Genomic DNA, 22,885 nt, shown 5'->3' on the forward strand with positions numbered 1-22,885 from the left:
CCAGAAGCGTTCTGGTGAGCGTCTGAGAGACGCAGACGATATTTTCAGCTTGTTAGCGGATTGATTTGCACGGCCGGAGATGGCGGTGTGAAAGACAGAATTTGCCTGGCGGCTTTAGCGCGGTGGTCCCACCTGACCCCATGCCGAACTCAGAAGTGAAACGCCGTAGCGCCGATGGTAGTGTGGGGTCTCCCCATGCGAGAGTAGGGAACTGCCAGGCATCAAACAAGTAAGAAGGCCACCCGGAAGGGTGGCCTTTTTGCGTTTAAGGCATCCCGGATCTGATGCATTCGGTGATTACAGGCCGTCACAAAAAAGGCTCCGCGCTGACGCGCGGGGCCCTTTTGTCTTTTGTCCTCTGGTTACTCTATAATCCAATCTGCTTCACAGTTCTATAACGTCAATGCATAAAAAAATTCATTAACATCTTATCACCAGTGTTTACTGCCGACGGTTGTTTCACTTATATCGCTAATTATTAGCAAGGAATAAAAGAGGTTAATTATATGGCAGATGCCACGTCAGAACGGCGGCCTGAAGGGACGGCCGAGACTATTACTCCGCGTCAACGAATCTGGGCAATTGTAGGCGCTTCCTCCGGTAACCTGGTGGAGTGGTTTGACTTTTATGTTTATTCCTTCTGCTCGCTCTATTTTGCCCACGTTTTCTTCCCCAGTGGAAACCCCACCACACAGCTTCTGCAAACGGCCGGTGTTTTCGCCGCGGGCTTTCTGATGCGTCCCATTGGAGGATGGCTGTTTGGCTATATCGGCGACAAGCATGGCCGTAAAAAATCGATGCTCATTTCAGTCTGGATGATGTGCTTTGGCTCGCTGGTTATCGCCTGTTTGCCAGGTTATGACGCTATCGGCATCTGGGCACCCGCTCTGCTGCTGCTGGCTCGCCTGTTCCAGGGGCTTTCAGTAGGCGGTGAATATGGCACCAGCGCAACCTATATGAGTGAGGTGGCGGTGGAGGGGAAAAAGGGATTCTATGCCTCCTTCCAGTATGTCACTTTGATCGGTGGACAGCTGATGGCCTTACTGACGGTGGTGATCCTACAGCAGATCCTGAATGACGAAGAGTTGCGCGCATGGGGCTGGCGTATTCCTTTCGCCCTCGGTGCCGTGTTGGCCATCGTTGCGCTTTATCTGCGGCGCTCGCTGAATGAAACCTCAGACCGTAAAACCCGTGAGCATAAAGATGCGGGATCGTTACGAGGACTGTGGAAGCACCGTCGCGCCTTTCTCATGGTGCTTGGCTTCACGGCGGGTGGTTCGCTGAGCTTCTACACTTTCACGACGTATATGCAGAAGTATCTGGTGAACACCTCAGGAATGGATGCGAGAACGGCAAGTGCTTTAATGACGGCGGCACTGTTTATTTTTATGCTGGTGCAACCGTTGATTGGCTCGCTTTCAGATAAAATTGGCCGGAGAAGCTCAATGCTGATCTTCGGTGGCCTGGCTGCGATCTGTACGGTTCCCGTTCTGACGCTGCTGCAAAACGTGACCAGCCCGTGGGTCGCCTTTGTACTGGTGATGATCTCGCTGCTGATTACCAGCTTCTATACCTCGATCAGCGGGATTCTGAAGGCGGAGATGTTTCCACCAGAAGTTCGTGCACTAGGGGTCGGGCTATCTTATGCCGTCGCCAATGCATTGTTCGGGGGGTCCGCTGAATACGTGGCGCTGTCGCTGAAAGCGGCCGGCAGTGAAACCAGCTTTTTCTGGTACGTTTCGGCGATGGGGGCCGTCGCGTTCCTGGTGTCGCTGATGCTGCACCGTAGAGGAAACGGCATTAAGCTTTGAGTAGTGGCTAAGATTTCAGAGCCGCGCTTTTTGTAAAAGGCCCCGTTGTCGACGGGGCCAGAAAGGGGCGGGAATCAGAGAATTCGGCTAATCAGCCTGTCGATGCGGATACGACGTAGTCGGCGGATTAGCTTACGAACTTTTAGCGGATAATCGGCAATACTTTCCAGATCGCGGAAATGCTGCACCACGGTTGTGTTCTCGCGGATTAAGCTGAGTTCCCGGCTGGTTTGCCCGGTGAGTTGCTGAAGCGGATCGTGGATCAGCACCGCATTCTCCAGGTCCAGGCGCCAGGCGCGAGGGTTAAGGTTATTCCCGGTGATCAGCAGCCACTCATCATCGACCCACATGCCTTTGAGGTGGTAGCTGTTCTCACCATCTTTCCAGAGCCTCACCGTCAGCTGTCCATTCGTAACATAGTACTGCAGACGACTAAGGAAGCGGCGGAGGTTGATCTCGTACAGATAAGGCAGCGCCCCGATGATTTTGAACGGCTGATCCTCTGGAATATAGAAGTCGTTAGCCGTTTTATCACCGACGATGATCTCAACCTCTCTTCCCTGACGCAGCAGCCAGATAATGTTACGCACCAGAATCGCCGGCATATTGAAGTAGGGCGTGCAGAGCGTGAGCTTCTGCTCGGCGCAGGGCATCAGATGATAGATGGTTTTGTTCAGCAGGCTGCGTCTGCCCAGGCCGACCAGCGGCGTGACAGCCAGCTGCTCATTGTTGGCATCGCCCTTAAAATCATAATCAAATCCGCGCAGATCCTGGCGAAACTGGCGGGTTTCGTTTTTTATTTCCGGGCTTTTCGGGCGCTCATGCCGATCCAACCGGTGGACGGCTTCAGCCTGAATGAGGTTTTTCTCTATCCAGTCGAACATGGTGTCGGCGAGCGTAGTATTGGCAATCAGCTGGTAGCGGTCATAGCGATATTTGTCATGCTGATGGAGGTAGACATCGTTCAGACTTGCGCCGGTATAAAATAGCGTGTCATCAATGATCGAGCCTTTAAGATGCAGCACGCCCAGCGCTTCGCGGGTGTTGACCGGCACGCCGTAAACGGCAATATGGATCTCAGGATGCGCGTCGGCCAGCTCACAATACCAGTCGGCATTGGTGGCGCCGCGCTTCGCGCCAATACGCCCTCGCTGAGCGCGATGCCAGTCAACCAGGACCCGGACATCCAGCGTCGGGCGGCGGCGTTTGGCTTCATACAGCGCGTTAAGGATGCTGCGGCCACCGTCATCATTTTCCAGATAGAGCGCCACAATGCAGATGCGTTGAGTGGCACCGGCAATTTTCTCGAGCAGGGTCTGACGGAAATCTGTTGCTGAATACAGCGTGGTGAAATCATCAGCCGACTGAGACAGTTTGGGCAGTTGCGCAAGGTGCTGTTGGTGTTTGTTACGTTTGAATTTAGACAACATCACAGTGCGTTTCTTCTCTGTTCATGGAATGGCCTTTTGCCATAAAATCATCACTCTAACCGCGAATAATACCATTAGTTAGCCGCGATAGTTTTAGTTTTACGTTTCCAGACATTATCAGGGGGCGGAAAGCGGCAGCGACAGGCCAACAATGCCATCCTCAATCTGCACGTCAACCGCAAATCCCAACTTGCGCGCCAGGGTTATCATGCCCTGATTCCCCGGCATCGTGATGCCGTTCAGCTGCTGTAGCCCGTGCTGACGGGTATAGATAATCATCTTCTCCAGCAGGCGGCGGCCCAGCCCCAGCCCCTTGAGGTCAGAACGCACCAGCACCGAGAACTCCGCATCCACGTTGTCGGCATCGGAAATGGCACGGGTCACGCCAATAATCTCTTCGCTGCCATTATGCTGGCGTACCGCTACAATCGCCATCTCTCGATCGTAGTCGATCTGCGTCATGTTAGCCAAATCGTCATGAGTGAACTCATTGATCTCACTGAAATAGCGATAGTAAAGATCCTCTTTAGTCACCCGATCGATAAACTGCCTCAGCAGAGGTTCGTCCTCAGGCAGGATCGGTCTGAACAGACAGCTTTCACCATTTTTAAGCTCTACCCGCTCCTCAAGGGCGTGAGGATAGGGACGAATTGCCAGGCGGGCTTCAGGATCGCCTGCGAAGTCAGCCAGCTGCATAGTCACATCCAGTAGTGAAAATTCGCTGCCTGCCGCCAGCAGAGGATGAATATCCAGCCGGACAATCTCCGGGCAGTCGACGATCAGGTTAGAGACCTGAACCAGGACCTGACTGATTCCGGCGATATCAAGCGGCTGAAGCGCGCTTCTGCTACGGATTTTGCCACCCTTGATCGCCCGGATCACCAGATAGCGAGCCAATGTCATGTTGAGCGGCGGCAGGGCAACCACCGCCTGCTTGTCTGCCTGCCACTCAATGCCTCCCTCTCCCAGCATAATCATCGGGCCGAATACCGGGTCCTGCTCGACAACGACCCGTAACTCCTGCGCACCGGCGCGATTAGCCATGCTCTGCACCAGCAGACCATGAATGCTGGCCTGCGGCCAGGCCAGCTTTACCCTGTCGATTATCGCTTCGGCCGCCTGCTGAACTTCACTGGCGGTGCGCAGATAGAGCATGACGCCCTGGACTTCAGATTTATGCGGGATATCGGGCGAGCGCAGCTTCAGCGCCACGGGATAGCCAATCTGTCCGGCGATATGCACCGCTTCGGCGCTGTCGCTGGCAATCCAGGTCGGCAGAGTATTTAAGCCATAGGCTTGCAGGATCGCCCGCACTTCGTGGGTATCCAGCGTGGTTGCCCCCTCATCCAGCGCCCTGCGGATCAGCTGGTGCGCCTCGGCGGTATTGGCCGTCAGGTTGGCTGGCAACGCAGGCGTCTCACGCAGCTGCTTCTGATTGCGGCGATATTCCACCATATGCATAAAGGCGGTTACCGTACCCTCAGGGGTGCGGTAGGTTGGGATCCCCGCCTCGCTGAATAGCCTGCGTGCGTCCAGCGAAGAAAACTCACCGCACCAGTTGGTTAGCAGGGAAACCTGTCTGGCTCGCGGATGCTTTAAAATAGTTTCGATCAGCCGCTGCGCCGTCAGCGTGGCCGGGGCGACAGCGCTGGGCGCATGGATAATCATCAGGGCGTCAATATCGGAGCAGTCCAGCAGCCGTGAGACAACCTGCAGATAGCGCTCCGGCGTGGCATCGTCTTTGAGATCTAACGGATTGCCCGCGCTTATCTCTTCAGGCAAAAGGCGTTGCAGGTCAGTAAGTAATTCCTCACTTAACGTTGCCAGCCGCCCGTTTCTCGCCTCCAGCGCATCCAGCGCCAGCGCCGCGGGCGCCGCGCCGTTGCTGATAATCATCAGTCGCTCGCCGCGCAGGGGGCGCATATGGCTGAGCGTTTCCACCGCAGAAAACAGTTCGTGGGTATCCTGTACGCGCAGCAGCCCCGCGCGCTGGATTGCCGCATCCCAGGCCGCATCAAGGCCCGCATGGGTTTTCAACAGCCGCTGCGCCTGCTGGCTGCGGCCGCTTTTGATGACGAGGATCGGCTTGTTTCTGGCTGCGCTGCGGGCCGCTGAAACAAAACGTCGGGCGTCGCTGAGGTGTTCGAGGTAGAGCAGGATTGCGCTGGTTTTGCCATCCCTTGCCAGGAAGTCCAGCAGATCATCGGCATCAATATCCAGGCTGTCTCCCAGCGCGATAAACCAGGAGAACCCCAGCTGTCTCTGTTGCGCCCAGTCAAGGATAGTGTTGGAGACGGCAGCGGACTGAGAGATGAAGGCCAGCTTTCCCTGCTGAATGGGAACCGGTGAAAAGCTGGCGTTAAGGCCCTGCCACGGCGCCAGCAACCCGAGGCTGTTCGGGCCGAGCAAACGGATTTGCCACTCGCTGGCGCATCGCTTCAGCTCGTCAAGCTGGCTGGCCGGCGCAGAGAGAATAATGCAGGCCTTACAGCCTCGCTCCCCCAGCGCTTTCAACAGTTCCATGTTCCGGCTGGCGTGCGTGCAGAGGACAGCGAGGTCAGGAGAGAGAGGCAGACTGGCGATATCCGGCCAGGTAAGCACGCCGCATACGGCTTTGTACTTAGGATTGACCGGTAGGATCGGGCCGTTAAAACCGCCCGCAAGCAGGTTGCGCATCATCAGATAGCCCGCGCGCTCCGGCCGCGATGAGGCACCGATCACCGCAATAGATTTGGGTCTTAACAGGGCTTCTAATCCGCGCTGGCTCATTTCTGGCTCCTGACGCCTGATACATACTTTGATTTTAAATGTTTTTTACCTTTATTGCTGGGGCTGTGTCGCGCTTATTACTTCGGGCGAGCGTAAACTTAAAATTTCTGCCAAATCCCAGCGCTTAAGGTGGCCAACGTAGCTGAGTTTCATGGGCGTTCTGTAAGCTGATACATCTCCATCGCGCAGATGTAATAAATCCCCTGGGCTCATCCATTGTGCCTCACCGCTGAAGAGCGGCGCGCCAGCAGCGGTAAAAGCAGACAGAACAAACTCTGAGCAGAAAAAGGTCGGTTGGTCGGATGCCACAGTGACATCGGAGGAAAGCTGAACGGTCGCGAGCATTGTCAGGCAGCGATCTCTGAATGTTGCATTGGTCAGGGGAAGCTCGCAGATACGCCTGGTAATCATAAAAGGAGCAAACATCACGATACCTTTATAATTATACTTTTGCCCCTGCTGAGCGAGAGCGTAATCACGGACGATCTGGGTTTGCTCTTCGCTCAGGTTATTCCTGCGGAGCGCAAGAAAGTTATTACTTTCAGCGATAGCTTCTGCAAGAGAAATAATCTTTACACCGCCCCCCACGGCTTCTGCTACCTGATGATTGCCAATGTACAAAGAGGCATGACTGACGCCGCTGAAGCTAAAAAGACGTATTCCCCATGAGGTGAGCGTGGTGGAAGAGGAGAGAAGGATATCTCCGGCTCTAAGTGATGAAATGTCTATCATCTTTACTGACTTAGCGCTTGAGGTTCGCGGGGACTGTACGACAATTTGGGGTTTGCTGTGGGTGGATATGTCGGTGCTGCACCCGGCGGCGATCAATGCCAACAGCATTACAATAACTTGCTTCATGACTGTCTTCCCTGTCATTTAGTGGCTCACTGCCATTGAAGGGAGAATGGTATAGCAATTCTCCCTGACGGTTAAAATGATTAAATTTTTTCGTGAATCATGTCACATCCGCACGTTGAGCTGTGGACCGCTGCGGTTTACCGGCAAGGTAGCGCTGGCGGAACAGGTCGAAATGCCGGAACAGCGCTTCGCCTGCCACCACGTCACCTGCCTGTAAAAGTAGCTCGGCGGCCACCTCGGCGGTGCAGTGCTGGCCTTTTGCATGGACTTTACGCAGCTGATAGTTTGAGGGTTTGGTCAGCGTCAGCGACATCACCGGCAGGGCATCCAGCCAGGGACTTTTACGAAACATCTTGCGCGCTTCGGTCCAGGTGCCATCAAGCATAATAAAAAGAGGCGGCTTACCGGCTAGCGGCGGCTGATTGAGCACCGGGCGGCCTGCCTCCGCATAAGATGCGGGGAAAACCACCACGGGCTGTATGGTTGGGTCCTGCACGGCGCTCAGCAGCGCCGGGTCTGGCTCGGTACGCGACCAGCCAAATGCCTGAGTCTCGGGGAGAATATCGGCAATCAGCCGACCGGTATTGCTGGGCTTCAACGGCTCAGTGTCGAACATAACCAGACAAAAACGGCTGCGAGCTTGCTGTGGGCGCAGCGTTTCGCACAGACAGTTCTTTTCAGGCAGCAGACAGCGCTGGCAGCGAAGCGTGCGGTTCCCTCGGGCAAGAAAAGGGCGGGTGGCGCGGGCAAGTCGCTCGGCGCGCAGGCGCAGGACGGCATTTTCAGTCATGGACGCTAATCTGAGGAAAACCCCATTCTAGCGGAAACGGCGGGGGAGAAGTAGTGGCCAGGCAAGCCTGACCACCGTGGGCTGTCAGAGGTTTTCGTCCAGCCACTCATTGAACGGCGCTTTTGGCATCGCGCCATTGAGCATGTCGACCATCTGGCCTTTTTTGAATACCATAATAGTAGGAATACTGCGAATGCGGAAACGGGCGCTAAGCTCCGGCTCGGATTCGGTATTCACCTTAATAAAGCGCACTTTACTGCTGCGCTCTTCCGCGACATTTTCATAAACCGGCGCGAAATTGACGCAGGGACCACACCACGGCGCCCAGAAGTCGACCACCACCGGCAAGTCATCCTGCAAATATTTATCCAGCGTCTCGGCGGTAGCATTGATCACCTCGCCGTCAAACAGAGCGCCGCCACAGCGACCGCATTTCGCGCCTTCAGTAATACGCTCTGGCGGAACGCGATTCGTCGCCTGACAAGAAGCACAAACCGTATTCATTGATTCACCTCGGTGCTGGTTAGGGGTAAGCATTTACTTACCGCATTCCTGAGTAAAACTGCTCATAATTATGCGTGTGCTTGTCGTTTGTCACAAAGAGATTTGTTCGATGGGTATAATAGGCAGTGGCTCACAGCATTTTCAGCCCTTAAGCCCGGGGGACGACAGCCATCTGCCCGGATAACGCGCATAACGCGGTTTTAGTTGAAGTTGATAGCTAAGCGCCGCCACATCAGGTACTCTGCGCGCTTCGCGCTCAGCCAGGTGGAGGGAAAATGAACGACGAATTTAAAGGTAAAAGCGGAAAAGTCAAAGTGATGTATGTCCGCGGTGATGACGAGAGCAGTAAAAGCGGGCAAAACCCCCGCACCGGTAAGGGCGGACCTCGTCAGGATGGCAGTCGTCGTCCTTCACGTAACGCAGAGAACAGGCCGCCGCGTGGCGGGCGCGATCGCGAGGTAGCACCTGGTGAATCGCCATGGCGTACGGTTTCACGTACGCCGTCTGCTACTGATGACAGCAAGCCGGATCACGGCGGCATCAGCGGTAAAAGCTATATTGACCCGGAGCAGATCCGACGTCAGCGGATGGAAGAGACGCGTGTATATGGCGAAAATGCCTGCCAGGCGCTGTTTCAGAGCCGTCCTGACTGCATTGTCCGCGCCTGGTTTGTCCAGGAAGTGACCCCGCGTTTTCGCGAGGCGCTGAAGTGGATGGCGGCTAACCGTAAGGCTTATCATGTGGTGGATGAGGCCGAACTGGCTAAAGCGTCCGGTACTGAACACCACGGCGGAGTTTGCTTCCTGATCAAAAAACGCTCCGGGATGCCGGTCGGCGAATGGCTGGCTGGCGCGGGTGAGAAAGACTGCGTGGTGGCGCTGGAGCAGATTGGGAATCCGCACAACCTGGGCGGCATGATGCGCAGCTGTGCGCACTTCGGCGCGAAAGGGCTGTTGGTAGATGATGCCTCTTTGCTGGAGTCCGGCGCCGCCGTGCGAACCGCAGAAGGCGGAGCGGAGCACGTTCAGGCGATCAGCGGCGAAAGCTTTGCTGCCGGACTTACCGCCTTCCGTAACGCAGGCTATACCATCGTAACAACCTCAAGCCATAAAGGAACGCCGTTAGCTCAGGCTGAACTGCCGGCTAAAATGGTTCTGGTGCTGGGACAGGAGAGCGATGGTCTGTCAGACAGTACGTGGCAGCAGGGCGATCTGAGCGTTTCTATTGGCGGGACCGGTAATGTGGAAAGCCTGAACGTTTCGGTAGCCACCGGTATTCTTCTTGCCGAATGGTGGCGTCAGAACGCATAAGCGTGATGACAAAAGAAAAGCCAGTCAGTTAATCGCTGACTGGCTTTTTTTATTGCCTCCAGGAAGTCCCGGTTAAGGCTCCTTAACTGGCGCTGCGCCCGTTATCTCACAGGCGATTTTCAGCATAAAGCGGCGTCGCTGGGTTATGCGTGGATGCGGCAATTTTTTCTTTAAGGTAGCCCGCGAGATAATCTGCCGATGACATGCTCAGGTGATTGTCATCAAATAGCAGCGGCTTACCGTGCAATAGCATATTGCACTGGTCGTTTTTGCACAGCATGGCGGTTGGCATAAAACGCACGACTTTGGCATCGATATACTTTTCAATACTGTCAGGCGCGCTGCTGGTAAAGGTAAACGCCGGGTTGCCGCCGCGTGCCAGGCTGGCTGGTACATCCCGTTCCGGGGTTGGCACCGGGCCAATGATGATCACTTTTTTACCGTGAGCGATCAGCCTGCTGGCCGCACTATTAATATTATCAAAGATAGTGTCGGGGTAGACTTCATAGCGTGCGGCCATGATGACTACGCTAATGTCTTTGTTCTCTTCGAGAAACTTCAGCGCCCTGGTATTGTGTTTAATACAGGAAGGGCGGGAATCCGGCTGGAAGTTAGTATTTGGCGGGCAGCCAGAATAGGTGATTTCGTACAGGTTGACGTTATTATTGCCAAGCGCTCTGGACAGCTCCACGCCATGGCTGTCCGCCCAGACGGCAACCGTCGGCTTCCCGGCGCCAAAATGGCAATATTGTGAAACTTGCGGCACGCCGTTGTCAAAATGGCAGCTTGTTCTGCTTGGGCTGAAATCTTTATGTGCGGCGATTAAACGCAACGTTTGCTCACTAAAGCGTTCCGTCCAGCCACCCTGGCTGAAGGTGGTCGCAGTGACGATAACCAGCAGCGACAGGCCCCAGCCGCTGGCTTTATACAGTTTTCTGGCAGGCCAGGCTTTACGAATGCGGAACGGTTTTTCAATGAAGCGCCAGGAGAACCAGGCAACGATCAGCGAGACGGCAATGACCATCCACCTTCCTGCGATATCATCCAGTAAATTCCAGTTCCTGAAGAAAACAATGAGCGGCCAGTGCCAGAGATAGAGCGAATAGGAAATAAGCCCGATAAATACCACTGGCTTCAGCGACAGTATTTTACCCACTAATGACTTTTCAGCCGCATAAATAATGCACATGCTGCCAAATACCGGTAGCGCCGCCGCATAGCCAGGAAAGCGCGTTTTTGCATCGAATAAAAATATGGCCAACAAAATACTGACCAGGCCGGTAAGAGAAATCAGCTCATTGGCGGCTTTCTTTTCCGTGGCAGGGAAAAGATTAAATGCCAGCAGCGATCCAGCAAGAAGTTCCCATGCGCGGGAGGGCAGTAGATAGAAAGCAGCCGAAGGTTTGGGTTTAGTAAGAAATACGCTGATCAGGAAAGAGGCAATGAAAAGCACCAACAGAATCAGCTCAGGAGACTTTTTCAGCTTTTTCAGCAGGAAGAATAAGAGAATCGGCGCAAAGATATAGAACTGCTCTTCCACCCCAAGCGACCAGGTATGCAGCAAAGGCCGCTCTTCGGCATCGGTAGAGAAGTAGCCTGATTTTCTCCAGCTCACAATGTTTGAAACAAACAGCAGAACGCCTGCGACCTCTTTAGGAAGGAAACTGTATTCGTCAGGTAATAACGCAAAGGGAGAAACTATCAGGACAAATAAAACCACCGTAAAAAGAGCGGGAAATATCCTGCGTATCCGGCGCTCATAAAAATCTGCGATACTGTAGGTATTCTCTTTAATATCCTTTACCAGGATTGAAGTAATGAGAAAACCACTGATGACAAAGAAAATGTCTACGCCGACATATCCCCCCGATACAGAGGTGAACCCTGCATGGAACAGCAGCACCGGCAGAATAGCCAAAGCGCGTAATCCATCGATATCAGGACGATATTTGCTCAACACAAAGACTCCTTGCTGACAATAACTTACAGATTCTTAACATAGGCAAACGGTAACATATCCCTCCGATATTCGTGCGCCTTAACATTAAACAGGCTTAACTTTCGGATTTATACTTAGCAAGTTTTGCCTGCCCGGCCTTTGCTTTTTGGCCCCCGAAATAACCAACGGCAAAAAAAATGCCAGTCGGCAATAACCGGCTGGCATTAGTCTGCGCCATCGTGCTGAGTTCAGGCTGCGCTAGTGCGCACCGCCTCCTCCTCCGCCAGCACCAAACGGTGGACGAGCGAACCAGATGAGCACCAGCAGGAACAGGAACACCGCCGCCGAGCCCCAGAAGACCTCATTGGCAGAGATAATCAGTCCCTGGTTGGTGATTTGCTGGGCAATCCATGACGAGGCCTGATCGTGGGTCATCCCCAGTTGCTCCAGCTTGCTGTACATCTCCTGCGAGTTAACGTTGTAAGCATTTACTGACTCGCTAAGGTAGCTGTGGTGCATAGATTCCCGATCTGACCACATAGTTGTGGTGATCGAGGTCCCGATGGACCCCGCCAGGGTTCGCGTAAAGTTGGACAGACTGGATGCCGCCGCCATCCTCTCAGGCGGCAGGCCAGAGAGGGTGATGGTGGTCAGCGGCATGAAGAAACAGGCCACCGCAAATCCCTGAATAAACTGCGGCCAGGCTGACGCGCCGAAATCCATGCCTGGTTCAAACGTGTACGCTCGCCAGTAGAAGCAGACGGCATACATGATGAAGCTGAAGGTTACCAGCCTTCGCATATCCAGCTTGTGGGCAAACCGCCCGATAATCGGCGACAGGATCACCGGCAGTATCCCTACCGGCGCCGATGCCAGTCCGGCCCAGGTGGCAGTGTAGCCGTAGACCTCCTGGAGCAGCTGCGGCAGCAGCACTATCGAGCCGAAGTAGAGCATGTACGCCAGGCTGATGGAGAGACAGCCAATGGTGAAGTTTCGCGATTTAAACAGCGAGAGATCCACTATTGGATGGTCGTCCGTCAGCTCCCAGACCAGCAGGACCGAGAGGGCGATGACCGCCACCACCGTCAATACCACGATTTCTGGCGAGCTGAACCAGTCCAGCTCCTTACCCCGGTCGAGCATCACCTGCAGACAGCCGATACCCACCACCAGCAGCACCAGGCCGACGGTGTCTATCGGCCTGATAACCGTTTGCGTTTCCCGGTTTCGTAGCGTTTGTAGCGTCAACATCACCACCACCGCGCCAATCGGTACGTTGATGAAGAAGATCCAGCCCCAGTGATAGTTGTCGCTAATCCAGCCGCCCAGAATCGGGCCGCATATCGGCGCGACGATCACCGTCATTGCCCATAGCGACAGGGCCACGCTTCGCTTGGCCGGTGGATAGTTGTTGAGCAACAGGCTTTGCGACAGCGGGATTAACGGACCGGCAACCACCCCCTGAACCACGCGGAAGAAGATCAGCATTGACAAGCTGTCGGACATGCCGCACAGCCAGGAAGCCACGGCAAAGGCCGCCGTAGACCACAGGAACAGCTTCACTTCGCCGATGCGCTTAGCCAGCCAGCCGGTAATGGGGATCGAAATGGCGTTAGCTACCCCAAACGAGGTGATAACCCAGGTACCCTGTGAGTTGGAGGCTCCCAGGTTACCCGCGATAGTCGGGATAGCCACGTTGGCGATGGTTGAGTCCAGCACCTGCATAAACGTGGCCAGCGACAGCGCGATGGTCATCAGTACAAGTTGAGTCCCCTCAAGCGGTTTTTGTGCCATAACAGCCTCCCGCTTCCTTAACCAGCATTGGCGCGAATGATCTCGGCAATCATCTGGTTAGCCGGGGCTAAATCCAGTGCCAGCGCATTAGTTTCATAGGCTGGCGAAGAGCGCACGCTGGTGGCCAGCACGCCGCCGTCGGTATTTTGAGTATCCACGCTGACCAGCGTCGACAGCCCTATACGCAGCGGATGTTTCGCCACTTCTTTCGGGTCCAGCTCAATACGCACCGGCAAACGCTGAACAACTTTGATCCAGTTACCCGTGGCGTTCTGCGCTGGCAGTAGAGAGAAGGCGCTGCCGGTCCCCATATCCAGGCCTACTACTTTGCCGTGATAAACCACATCGTTACCATAAATATCGCTGATGACGGTTGCTGGCTGGCCGATACGTACGCCGGCGAGCTGAGTCTCTTTGAAGTTGGCATCAATCCACAGGTTGTCCGCCGGAACAATGGCTAACAGCGGCGTGGTAGAGGAGATTTGCGAGCCAACCTGCACGCTACGGCGAGAAATGTAGCCATCAATCGGGCTGACCACTTCAGTACGCTCCAGCGCCAGCCAGGCATCGCGCAGATCCGACGCGCTTTGTTTTACCGCAGGCTGATTTTCCAGCGAGGTGTTGAGGATCATCGCCTGGTTTGCATTGTACTGTTGGGTTGCCACATCCAACTGAGCTTTAGCGGTGGCGACCGCATCGCGCGCATGTTGCAAATCCTCACGACCAATCAGATTCGCCGCGCCAAGAGGTTCACGGCGTTTTAAATCGGCTTGAGCCTGTTCCAGCGCGGTCTTTTGCAGTTCGATACTGGCCTGATACTGCTTGCCGTTAATGATCAGCTGATGAGTCTGACGAACGGTGGTCGCGAGCGCGGTCTGCGCTTTTTCAAAGGCCTGCTGGGCGTCGGTCTTATCCAGCGTGACCAGCACATCGCCTTTTTGGACATAGTCGGTATTGTCGAACCATACCTTATTAACGCTGCCGGAAACCTGCGCCATCACCTGCGCCTGGTTACCTGCCACGTAAGCATCATCGGTTTCCTCGTAATGGCGCAGCACCATAAACCAGTAGACCAGGTAAGCGACCCCGATCAGAATGAACAGCACAGCCAGAAAAATTAACGCTGTTTTACGTTTTTTCTTTTTATTAGCTGGCGCACGCGGGTTTTCGATTTCCGCATTTGTACTCATGGTTTTCTCCACTTATCCTTGCCAACCGGGCGCGGCTCGGATGAGCCATACCCGGAGTCTAAAATGCCAGCGTATTAGCGCTGGCATAAGTTAATAATTTGCGGTCTAAAATAGCGGTTACTGGCAGGCAGGTTGTCGCACAATATGCTATTGCTGAAAAGCTTAGCGGGAAAGGGCGGTGATGACTTCCTCTTCGTCCATTTGATCGAGACGAGTCAATAGCTTACGGGTGATGCCTTCCAACTGAGTTTTTTCAGCGGCGCTCAGCACGGACCACAGCAGTTGTAAACATTGATGCTGCGGCGGCAGCAGCTGGCGCAGGAAATCGTTGCCTTTTGGGGTCATGTGAAGATGCAGACAACGGCGGTCGTTGTCGCTTTCACGACGCTCAATCCAGCCGCGTTTTTCCAGTTCATCAGCGATGCGCGTCGCGTTGGTACGGGATGAACCCAGCGCGGTGCTAAGTTCGGAGGGCTGGATGCTGTGATTTTCCTGAGCATCCAGCGTGATCAAAGCCATAAACAACGTCTCGTTAATCCCCTGAGCCTTGAGCATTTTATTGCGATTTTCCAGCAGTTTGCTTTGCATGTGCATACACAGCCGCGTCAGGATAATTTCCTGTAAAGGGAAATCTTTCTGACGGTTAGCGCGGAAATTCAGCATCTGTTCAATGGGAGAAAACGAACTTTCCATCTGGGGGAACCTCATAAGTTGCAACTGGTATCGTAACGATGGCGATAAGATTACCTGTCATTCCTGTCGGCGGGGTTTTGTCTCCAGCCGGTGGACACCATCAGTAATTTCCAGGTCACTCCATAACCCAGGGCGTTAAGCAGCATCGAAACAGGGACGCTGCGGGTTTATAAAAGATATTGCAGCGTTAGCCAAAGCCCGAGGGGCGGCCAGACAATAAAACTTGCTTACTGACGGATAGTGAGGTGACAACGCGCACTATCAAAGAACGGGGTAGCGGGCGCCATACAGTGCTAAGCATCTCAGCGTGCTCTGTCATGCTGCATGTCTTCCCGCGCGTGGCTTAATAGTTTCATCCGAAAAAATAACCAACCTGAATAAGTACGGATTAACCATACCAGACTGCGTAAAAGCTTAACAGGGGCGATACCCTTAAATTTGCGCTATTTACTATTTGCAGGCTAAGGAGTAGCCAGCTCATTATATAAGCTGCGTTACTACACTACCTGTTAAGTAAAATTAACAAACTCTCCGCCGTATAAACGCTTTCCCGGCCAGCACGTTGATACTCAAGCGCCGTAGCGAAAACCCGTAAGCCAATGGCACCAATGATGAAATCGCTGATTATGTTGCCTGAGGTCTGCTTGCGAGAATGTTATCACGTTCGGTATGGTAGTAAAAAAAGTGTTGTAATGGTAACTAAAATTACTTTTTCATTCGCGGATAATTAACAGAATCGGCCCATACAAAAAAGGGGCGACGCTAGCGTCACCCCTGTCATCTTGCCCTGGCTACAGGAAGGTTATTTTGCGGCGGCCATTGCGTCTTTCACCCAGCCGTCAAACTGCGCCTGGTGAGCTTTGATCCAGCCGTCAACATGCGCGTTGATATCGGCTTCTGAAGACTGACCGTCGTGCATACGTGAGTTCTGCGCATTGATATCAGCAATAGGCAGCTTCATCTCAGCAAACAGTTTTGCCGCTGCCGGGTTTTTCTCCGCCCAGGCTTTGTTGGCGACGATATGCATCACGTTGACCGGGAAGCCGTAGTTCGCGCCGTTTGGCAACTTGGTATCGATATTTTTCTGTTCGCCAGGCATTGAGGAGAATGGCACCTGTAGCCAGACCACGTCGCGACCAGGAACCAGCACATCGCTAACCCAGTATGGCGTCCAGGTATAATACAGAATCGGCTTGCCCTGTTTGAAGCGAGTAATGGTATCGGCGATCAGCGCGGCATAGTTACCCTGATTATGCTCGACTGTATTGCTCAAATCGAAGGCTTTGATTTGATGGTTAATGACGGCTTCGCAGCCCCAGCCAGGCGTACAGCCGGTCAGGTCGGCCTTGCCGTCGCCGTTGCTGTCAAACAGTTTGGCGATCTTAGGATCTTTCAGCTGGTCGATACGGGTGATGTGGTATTTATCCGCGGTTTTTTTATCGATCAAATAACCCTGCGCCGCGCCTTCAACGTAGGTTCCCTGACGATAGAATTTTGCATCGCCGCCAGCTGCTTTATACATATCATCATGCAGCGGCTGCCAGTTAGTGGCGATGAAGGTGCCGTCACCTGAGGCGATAGAGGTATAGGCGACGTTGTAGTCGACTTCGTTTGGTTGTTCAACGGTGTAGCCCAGTTTTTCGAGGCCACGGCCGACCAGCAGGGTCTGGAAGGTCTCTTCCGAAATATTGCTCTGAAGCGGTTTGATCGTGATGCCCTTGCCCGGCAGATCGGCAGCGGAAGCCTGTGAGGCAACCAGGGCAGTCAAGGCGGCGGCTAGCAATGCTGTCTTACGCATGGGGTATCCTTATTTTGAGTTATCACAGCTTTGGCGGCTGACGGCGCATTGGGCACGCTGTCAGCCGCAGAAAGGTGTTACTTGATAAACGGACGGGTAAACAGGCCCAGAGGTCCACTGGCGTACCAGCGGCGCGCCCCGCGGCTGCGGGTGTCCCGGCCGAGCGACTGCGTCAGGCGGTCAAGAATGATGGCGAGGATTACAATGCCAACGCCACCCACGGTAGCCAGACCCATATCCAGGCGTCCAATCCCGCGCAGTACCATCTGGCCAAGGCCGCCAACGGCGATCATTGAGGCGATCACCACCATCGACAGCGCCAGCATCAGCGTCTGATTGACGCCGGCCATAATGGTCGGCATCGCCAGCGGCAGCTGTACTTTGAACAGCATCTGGCGCGGGCTGGCGCCGAAGGACTCACCGGCCTCGATCAGATCGGCAGGAACCTGTTTAATGCCGAGAATAGTCAGTCGCACGATAGGCGGCAGCGCAAAGATGATGGTGACCACGACGCCGGGCACGTTGCCGATGCCAAACAGCATGACGATCGGCACCAGATAGACGAAAGCGGGCGTGGTCTGCATCGCATCCAGCAGCGGTCGGATAATTTTTGCCGCCCGTTCGGATCTCGCCAGCCAAATTCCCAGCGGGAGACCGATAAGAATACAAAACAGCAGGGCGGTAAGAACCAGCGCCAGCGTGACCATCGCCTGTGACCAGGCCCCGATCGCCCCGATTGCTATCAGCGAAACCAGCGTCGCCACGCCCATCCCCAGGCTCGACATCTGCCAGGCAATAAGCGCGAAAATCACGATCGCGACCGGGGCTGGCATTCCCAGCAGCATGTGCTGGAAGCCGCTAAGAATGTAATCCACCGGAACACGGATGCCCTGGAACACCGGGCGGAAGTGAGAGACGACCCAGTCAATGCCGGTGGTCACCCAACTGTCCAGCGGGATCAGCGTTTTATGGAACGGGTCGAGGAGACTGAAGTGCTCAACTTGCGGTGCCGGTGCGTTGTTTAACCAGTCGCTGCCGCTGGCCGCTGCCGCATCGTGGCCGCCCGACCCGCTAGCCGAACCCCAGGCATCGCCGCCGGAAGGAGCCGCGTGGGCTGGGGCGGAAGAGGCTGCGTCACCCTGAGCTGGTGCGGAAGTTGACCAGGGATCGCTACTGCTGGTCGCCGACTGCGCGCTGTCCGCTGTCGGCGTACTGGCGGGATGCGGTGCGTTAGTCGCTGGCTGGCTTGATGTCGCCCACGGATCGGTTGCGGTTGTTTGTTCACTCATTGCTGGCCCCCTCGCGGTCTAATGCCTGTAGTAACGTGCCTTTAGAGATAATCCCGATGTACTGATTGTCTTCACCGACAATAGGGACGGCACAGGGCGCCTGCGCAACATGAGACAGCAGATCGCTTAGCGATGTATCACCGTCTACCGCTGCTGGGGTAGGGAGAATGGCGCCGTCAAGACCCTCGCCAGAAACCAGCGCCGCTTTCAGGGAATCGGTTGAGACCACGCCGACAAAACGCTGTTTCTCAAGGATGTAGCCATATTCGCGGTCATCATCCTGCAGCAGTTTCAGCGCGGAGCGCGGGCCAAAGCCTGGCGCCTTACGCATCAGCGATCCAGCGCCGCGACGGGCAATGTCTTTCGCGCTGAACACATGGCTGATATCCACGCCGCGGAAGAAGGTGCGCACGTAGTCATTGGCCGGATTATTCAGGATCTCGTCCGGCGTACCGACCTGCACGACTTCACCACCCTGCATGATGGCAATACGGTCACCAATTCGCATTGCTTCATCCAGGTCATGGGAAATAAATACGATGGTGCGCTGGTGGCGCGACTGGAGCTTAACCAGCTCATCCTGCATTTCGGTGCGGATGAGAGGATCAAGTGCGGAGAAGGCTTCATCCATCAATAATATGTCCGGATTGATCGCCAGTGCGCGGGCTAATCCAACGCGCTGGCGCATCCCGCCTGATAATTCATCGGGGTAGGCATGAGCATAATTATCCAGGCCAACCTGACGCAGGGCGTCAAGCGCTTTTTCCTGACGTTCCTGTAGCGCAACGCCCGCTAATTCCATGCCGAAAGCCGCATTATTTAATACCGTCATATGCGGCATTAATGCGAACGACTGGAATACCATGCTAATTTTATTTCTACGAACCTGACGAAGTTCGCTGTCAGATATTTTGGCGATGTCGACACCATCAATTATAACCTGACCGCGAGTCGGTTCTATCAGACGATTGAGAAGGCGAACCATGGTGGATTTCCCCGAGCCGGACAACCCCATGATCACGAATATCTCGCCTTCTTCAATGGCCAGACTGGCATCTTTCACCCCGAGCGAGAGCCCTGTCTTCTCAAGCAGCGCCTCTTTGCTAATTCCTTTTTCAATATGCTTAAATGCCCTGTCGGGATTTTCCCCAAATACCTTATATAAATTTTTAACTTCTAGTTTAATTGCCATGCAATAATTTAATTCCTTGTTGGCGGTTAATTTCTTATAATTTCTTCTTTTACCTGGTTGAATATTAGCGCCCTATACCGTAGCACACTGAGATTCTGAGGCAACCCTTCGGGCTGGTTCAGCAATTATCGATGAGACAGGGATCTCCGAAAAGTCCAGTAGGGGTAAGGGATTGCGGAGAATTGAGCGGGGTGAAAAAAAATAAATATTTTGCCCGGCATTATCGTTTAAGGCGCTGAATTTCTGCCTTTGAAAGTGTGATTTAGCGTCAAATAAGGGGCATAAAAACGCCACAAATTTGTCATTTACGTTTAGTTGAACGTCTGATTAATAGAAAATAATTGGCAGGGAATAAGATTAAAGACGGCTGCGGGTTGCAGCCGTGCGCAGGGAGGTTAAAAATTCCAGTCTTCGTCTTCGGTATCGACCGCTTTGCCCATCACATAGGACGATCCTGAGCCGGAGAAGAAATCATGATTTTCATCGGCATTGGGTGACAGCGCGGACAGAATGGCTGGGTTTACATCGGTCATTTCCGCCGGAAAAAGCGCTTCATAGCCGAGATTCATCAGCGCTTTGTTGGCGTTGTAGTGAAGGAATTTTTTCACCTCTTCACTCCAACCCACGCCGTCGTAAAGCGCCTCGGTATAGGCCAGCTCGTTTTCATACAGCGCCAGCAGCAGTTCCACCGCGAACTGCTGTAGTTCGTCCCGGCGGGCAGCTCCTTCTTTCTCCAGCGCTTTCTGATACTTATAGCCAATGTAATAGCCATGCACCGCTTCATCTTTGATGATCAGGCGGATCAGGTCTGCGGTATTGGTCAGCTTGCCGCGGCTGGACCAGTACATCGGCAGATAAAAGCCTGAGTAGAAGAGGAACGATTCCAGAAAGACGCTGGCAATTTTCTTCTTCAGCGGATCGTCATGATGATAGTGTTCGAGAATGATATCGGCTTTCCGCTGTAGCGGCTGATTGTCCTCACTCCAGGCGTAGGCGGCATCCACATCTGACGTGTGGCACAGCGTCGAGAAGATAGAGCTGTACGACCGGGCGTGAACGGCTTCCATAAAGCTGATATTCGACATCACCGCCTCTTCATGAGGCGTGACCGCATCAGCCATCAGCGCCGGGGCGCCTACCGTGTTCTGGATGGTATCGAGCAGCGTCAGGCCAGTAAATACGCGGATTGTCAGGCGCTGCTCCTCGGCATTCAGGCTGTTCCAGGCCGGGATGTCATTGGACAGCGGCACCTTTTCCGGCAGCCAGAAATTGGCGGTCAGGCGGTTCCAGACTTCCAGATCCTTCTCATCCTCAATCTGGTTCCAGTTAATGGCATGTACACGTTTTAATTTCATTATCGTCTTCTTCCGGGGCGTTTTATCCGCCCCTTTGGGTGAGCTTATAGCGAGCAGGACACGCAGCCTTCCACTTCGGTCCCCAGCAGGGCCATCTGGCGCAGGCGGATGTAGTACAGCGTCTTAATGCCTTTCTTCCAGGCGTAAATCTGCGCCTTATTGATATCGCGGGTGGTGGCGGTATCACGGAAGAATAGCGTCAGCGACAGCCCCTGATCGACATGGCGCGTCGCCTCGGCGTAGGTATCAATAATCGCCTCCGGCCCGATATCGTAAGCGTCACGGTAAAACGCCTGATTATCGTTGTTCATAAACGGCGCTGGATAATAGACCCGGCCCGTTTTCCCCTCTTTGCGGATTTCAATGCGCGAGACGATAGGGTGAATACTTGAGGTCGCATGGTTGATATAGGAGATCGAGCCCGTGGGCGGAATCGCCTGTAAATTCTGGTTGTAGATGCCGTATTTCATCACTGCCTCACGCAGCTGAAGCCACTCCTGCTGGTCCGGCAGCTTAACGCCAGCGCGGGCAAACAGCGCAGCGGCTTCGGCAGTACGCGGCTGCCAGCTTTGCTCAACGTACTGGTTGAAGTATTCACCGCTGGCATAGCGCGAATTTTCAAAACCGGCAAAGCGCTCTCCGCGCTCCTGAGCAATCAGGTTAGAGGTGCGCAGCGCATGGTAAGTGATGGTGTAGAAATAGAGATTGGTGAAGTCCAGCGCCGCCTCAGAACCGTACTGAATGCCTTCCCGCGCCAGATAGCCGTGCAGGTTCATCTGCCCAAGGCCGATGGCGTGCGACTGCGCATTGCCGCGCTCAATTGAGGGAACTGAGTGGATATGGCTCTGATCGGAAACCGCGGTCAGGCCGCGCACCGCGATTTCCACCGTGCGGGAAAAATCGGGCGAATCCATGGTGTGGGCAATATTCAGCGAGCCAAGGTTGCAGGAGATGTCCTTACCGATGCGGCGGTAGCTGAGATCGTCATTGTATTCGGTTGGCGTATTCACCTGCAGGATCTCGGAGCAGAGATTGCTCATGTTGATCCGGCCCTGAACAGGGTTTGCGCGGTTCACCGTATCTTCAAACATGATGTAGGGATAGCCAGACTCAAACTGAATTTCGGCCAGCGTCTGGAAAAATTCACGCGGGTTGATAAACGTTTTGGTAATGCGTTCATCCGCCAGCATTTCCTCGTATTTCTCACTGATACTGATATCCGCGAACGGCAGGCCGTAAATTCGCTCTACGTCATACGGAGAAAATAGCGCCATCTGCTGATTGTTTTTTGCCAGCTGGAAGGTGATGTCCGGGATGACCACGCCCAGCGAAAGCGTTTTAATGCGGATCTTCTCGTCGGCGTTTTCTCGCTTGGTATCCAGAAAACGAAGAATGTCGGGATGGTGGGCGTGCAGATAAACGGCGCCTGCGCCCTGACGAGCGCCAAGCTGATTGGCGTAGGAGAAGGCATCCTCCAGCATTTTCATTACCGGGATCACGCCTGAGGACTGATTCTCAATCCGCTTGATAGGCGCGCCGGATTCACGCAGGTTAGAGAGCAGGAAGGCCACGCCGCCGCCGCGCTTGGAAAGCTGTAGCGCCGAGTTCACCGAGCGGCCGATCGACTCCATATTGTCTTCAATACGCAGCAGGAAGCAGGAAACCAGCTCCCCTCGCTGCTGTTTACCGCAGTTCAGGAAAGTGGGCGTAGCGGGCTGGAAGCGGCCGGAAAGCATCTCTTCCATCAGCGCCAGCGCCAGAGAGGAGTCGCCTTTAGCCAGCGTCAGCGCCACCATGCAGACACGCTCGGTGAAGCCCTCGAGGTAGCGCTTGCCATCGAAGGTTTTTAGCGTGTAGCTGGTGTAGAACTTCCAGGCGCCGAGAAACGTCTGGAAGCGAAACCGGCGCTGACTTGCCTGCTCAAACAGCGAGGTGACAAAGGTAAACGGATAGGCGTTAAGCACTTCGGCTTCGTAATAGCCTTCGGATACCAGATACTGTAAGCGCTCACCAACGGAATCAAATTTCACGGTGTTCGGCAGAACGTGCTGAAGGAAATAGTGACGGGTAGCTTCTTTATCTTTCTCAAACTGAATGTTGCCTTCGCTGTCATAAAGATTCAGCATCGCATTCAGCGAGTGATAGTCCAGCGTGGCTGGATTC

16 protein-coding genes and 1 rRNA gene are annotated in these 22,885 nt (G+C 54.3%); 3 read left to right on the forward strand and 14 right to left on the reverse strand.

Annotated features, from left to right (window positions below; all coding sequences use genetic code 11):
* The first annotated feature begins 104 nt into the window (after window positions 1-104).
* Together rrf and NG99_RS19720 are read left to right on the forward strand one after the other, a co-directional pair.
* Window positions 105-220, forward strand: a 5S ribosomal RNA gene (gene rrf, locus NG99_RS19715).
* Between the two features lie 286 nt (window positions 221-506).
* Window positions 507-1,811 (forward strand): MFS transporter, encoded by a 1,305-nt coding sequence (locus NG99_RS19720; protein ID WP_034896744.1) that lies wholly within the window; start codon window positions 507-509, stop codon window positions 1,809-1,811.
* Window positions 1,812-1,885: 74 nt separating this feature from the next.
* Here the strand turns inward: NG99_RS19720 and pssA are convergent, their stop codons facing one another.
* The 5 genes from pssA to trxC form a co-directional block, all read right to left on the reverse strand.
* Window positions 1,886-3,241: a CDP-diacylglycerol--serine O-phosphatidyltransferase gene (pssA, locus tag NG99_RS19725; RefSeq protein ID WP_034896746.1), complete on the reverse strand. Its 1,356-nt coding sequence runs from the start codon at window positions 3,239-3,241 to the stop codon at window positions 1,886-1,888.
* Window positions 3,242-3,358: 117 nt separating this feature from the next.
* Entirely contained in the window at window positions 3,359-6,010 is a 2,652-nt protein-coding gene (locus tag NG99_RS19730; protein WP_034896748.1) for a bifunctional acetate--CoA ligase family protein/GNAT family N-acetyltransferase, read from the reverse strand.
* A gap of 51 nt (window positions 6,011-6,061) precedes the next feature.
* On the reverse strand, window positions 6,062-6,868 hold the full coding sequence (locus NG99_RS19735) for a YaeF family permuted papain-like enzyme (protein ID WP_034896750.1): 807 nt from the start codon (window positions 6,866-6,868) through the stop codon (window positions 6,062-6,064).
* Window positions 6,869-6,965: 97 nt separating this feature from the next.
* Window positions 6,966-7,658, reverse strand: coding sequence for a tRNA-uridine aminocarboxypropyltransferase (locus tag NG99_RS19740; RefSeq protein WP_052130794.1), 693 nt, complete (start codon window positions 7,656-7,658; stop codon window positions 6,966-6,968).
* An 84-nt stretch (window positions 7,659-7,742) separates the two neighbouring features.
* Window positions 7,743-8,162 (reverse strand): thioredoxin TrxC, encoded by a 420-nt coding sequence (trxC, locus tag NG99_RS19745; protein ID WP_034896752.1) that lies wholly within the window; start codon window positions 8,160-8,162, stop codon window positions 7,743-7,745.
* Between the two features lie 275 nt (window positions 8,163-8,437).
* On the opposite strand from trxC, the gene NG99_RS19750 reads away from it, so the two are divergent.
* Window positions 8,438-9,472, forward strand: a complete 1,035-nt coding sequence (locus NG99_RS19750; RefSeq protein WP_034896754.1) for a tRNA/rRNA methyltransferase — start codon at window positions 8,438-8,440, stop codon at window positions 9,470-9,472.
* Between the two features lie 106 nt (window positions 9,473-9,578).
* On the opposite strand, the gene NG99_RS19755 is transcribed toward NG99_RS19750, so the two are convergent.
* The 9 genes from NG99_RS19755 to nrdE form a co-directional block, all read right to left on the reverse strand.
* Window positions 9,579-11,432, reverse strand: coding sequence for an acyltransferase family protein (locus NG99_RS19755; RefSeq protein ID WP_084110596.1), 1,854 nt, complete (start codon window positions 11,430-11,432; stop codon window positions 9,579-9,581).
* Between the two features lie 237 nt (window positions 11,433-11,669).
* The gene (gene emrB / locus NG99_RS19760) at window positions 11,670-13,205 is read right to left on the reverse strand and encodes a multidrug efflux MFS transporter permease subunit EmrB (RefSeq protein ID WP_034896756.1); all 1,536 of its coding nucleotides are present in this window, start codon (window positions 13,203-13,205) and stop codon (window positions 11,670-11,672) included.
* Window positions 13,206-13,222: 17 nt separating this feature from the next.
* Window positions 13,223-14,395, reverse strand: coding sequence for a multidrug efflux MFS transporter periplasmic adaptor subunit EmrA (emrA, locus tag NG99_RS19765; RefSeq protein WP_034896758.1), 1,173 nt, complete (start codon window positions 14,393-14,395; stop codon window positions 13,223-13,225).
* Window positions 14,396-14,557: 162 nt separating this feature from the next.
* Window positions 14,558-15,088 carry a transcriptional repressor MprA gene (gene mprA / locus NG99_RS19770; RefSeq protein ID WP_034896760.1) on the reverse strand — a complete coding sequence of 177 codons (531 nt, stop codon included), beginning with the start codon at window positions 15,086-15,088 and terminating at the stop codon, window positions 14,558-14,560.
* Window positions 15,089-15,890: 802 nt separating this feature from the next.
* Window positions 15,891-16,886 carry a glycine betaine/L-proline ABC transporter substrate-binding protein ProX gene (gene proX, locus NG99_RS19775; protein ID WP_034896762.1) on the reverse strand — a complete coding sequence of 332 codons (996 nt, stop codon included), beginning with the start codon at window positions 16,884-16,886 and terminating at the stop codon, window positions 15,891-15,893.
* A 77-nt stretch (window positions 16,887-16,963) separates the two neighbouring features.
* On the reverse strand, window positions 16,964-18,175 hold the full coding sequence (proW, locus tag NG99_RS19780) for a glycine betaine/L-proline ABC transporter permease ProW (protein ID WP_034896765.1): 1,212 nt from the start codon (window positions 18,173-18,175) through the stop codon (window positions 16,964-16,966).
* Window positions 18,168-19,367: a glycine betaine/L-proline ABC transporter ATP-binding protein ProV gene (proV, locus tag NG99_RS19785; protein WP_034896766.1), complete on the reverse strand. Its 1,200-nt coding sequence runs from the start codon at window positions 19,365-19,367 to the stop codon at window positions 18,168-18,170. The genes proW and proV overlap by 8 nt, the downstream gene beginning before the upstream one ends.
* A gap of 395 nt (window positions 19,368-19,762) precedes the next feature.
* Complete coding sequence (gene nrdF, locus NG99_RS19790) at window positions 19,763-20,722, reverse strand: class 1b ribonucleoside-diphosphate reductase subunit beta (RefSeq protein WP_034896768.1); 960 nt, start codon at window positions 20,720-20,722, stop codon at window positions 19,763-19,765.
* A gap of 44 nt (window positions 20,723-20,766) precedes the next feature.
* Entirely contained in the window at window positions 20,767-22,872 is a 2,106-nt protein-coding gene (gene nrdE, locus NG99_RS19795; protein ID WP_198138814.1) for a class 1b ribonucleoside-diphosphate reductase subunit alpha, read from the reverse strand.
* Between the last annotated feature and the right edge of the window lie 13 nt (window positions 22,873-22,885).

Origin of the sequence: Erwinia typographi, from assembly GCF_000773975.1 — a bacterium.
In the GTDB taxonomy this organism is placed as follows: Bacteria; Pseudomonadota; Gammaproteobacteria; order Enterobacterales; family Enterobacteriaceae; genus Erwinia; species Erwinia typographi.

Bases quoted from the DNA above. Each gene is read 5' to 3' on its own strand.
- NG99_RS19720 (WP_034896744.1), top strand. From the start codon at position 507: ATGGCAGATGCCACGTCAGAACGGCGGCCTGAAGGGACGGCCGAGACT.
- pssA (WP_034896746.1), bottom strand. From the start codon at position 3,241: ATGTTGTCTAAATTCAAACGTAACAAACACCAACAGCACCTTGCGCAA.
- NG99_RS19730 (WP_034896748.1), bottom strand. From the start codon at position 6,010: ATGAGCCAGCGCGGATTAGAAGCCCTGTTAAGACCCAAATCTATTGCG.
- NG99_RS19735 (WP_034896750.1), bottom strand. From the start codon at position 6,868: ATGAAGCAAGTTATTGTAATGCTGTTGGCATTGATCGCCGCCGGGTGC.
- NG99_RS19740 (WP_052130794.1), bottom strand. From the start codon at position 7,658: ATGACTGAAAATGCCGTCCTGCGCCTGCGCGCCGAGCGACTTGCCCGC.
- trxC (WP_034896752.1), bottom strand. From the start codon at position 8,162: ATGAATACGGTTTGTGCTTCTTGTCAGGCGACGAATCGCGTTCCGCCA.
- NG99_RS19750 (WP_034896754.1), top strand. From the start codon at position 8,438: ATGAACGACGAATTTAAAGGTAAAAGCGGAAAAGTCAAAGTGATGTAT.
- emrB (WP_034896756.1), bottom strand. From the start codon at position 13,205: ATGGCACAAAAACCGCTTGAGGGGACTCAACTTGTACTGATGACCATC.
- emrA (WP_034896758.1), bottom strand. From the start codon at position 14,395: ATGAGTACAAATGCGGAAATCGAAAACCCGCGTGCGCCAGCTAATAAA.
- mprA (WP_034896760.1), bottom strand. From the start codon at position 15,088: ATGGAAAGTTCGTTTTCTCCCATTGAACAGATGCTGAATTTCCGCGCT.
- proX (WP_034896762.1), bottom strand. From the start codon at position 16,886: ATGCGTAAGACAGCATTGCTAGCCGCCGCCTTGACTGCCCTGGTTGCC.
- proW (WP_034896765.1), bottom strand. From the start codon at position 18,175: ATGAGTGAACAAACAACCGCAACCGATCCGTGGGCGACATCAAGCCAG.
- proV (WP_034896766.1), bottom strand. From the start codon at position 19,367: ATGGCAATTAAACTAGAAGTTAAAAATTTATATAAGGTATTTGGGGAA.
- nrdF (WP_034896768.1), bottom strand. From the start codon at position 20,722: ATGAAATTAAAACGTGTACATGCCATTAACTGGAACCAGATTGAGGAT.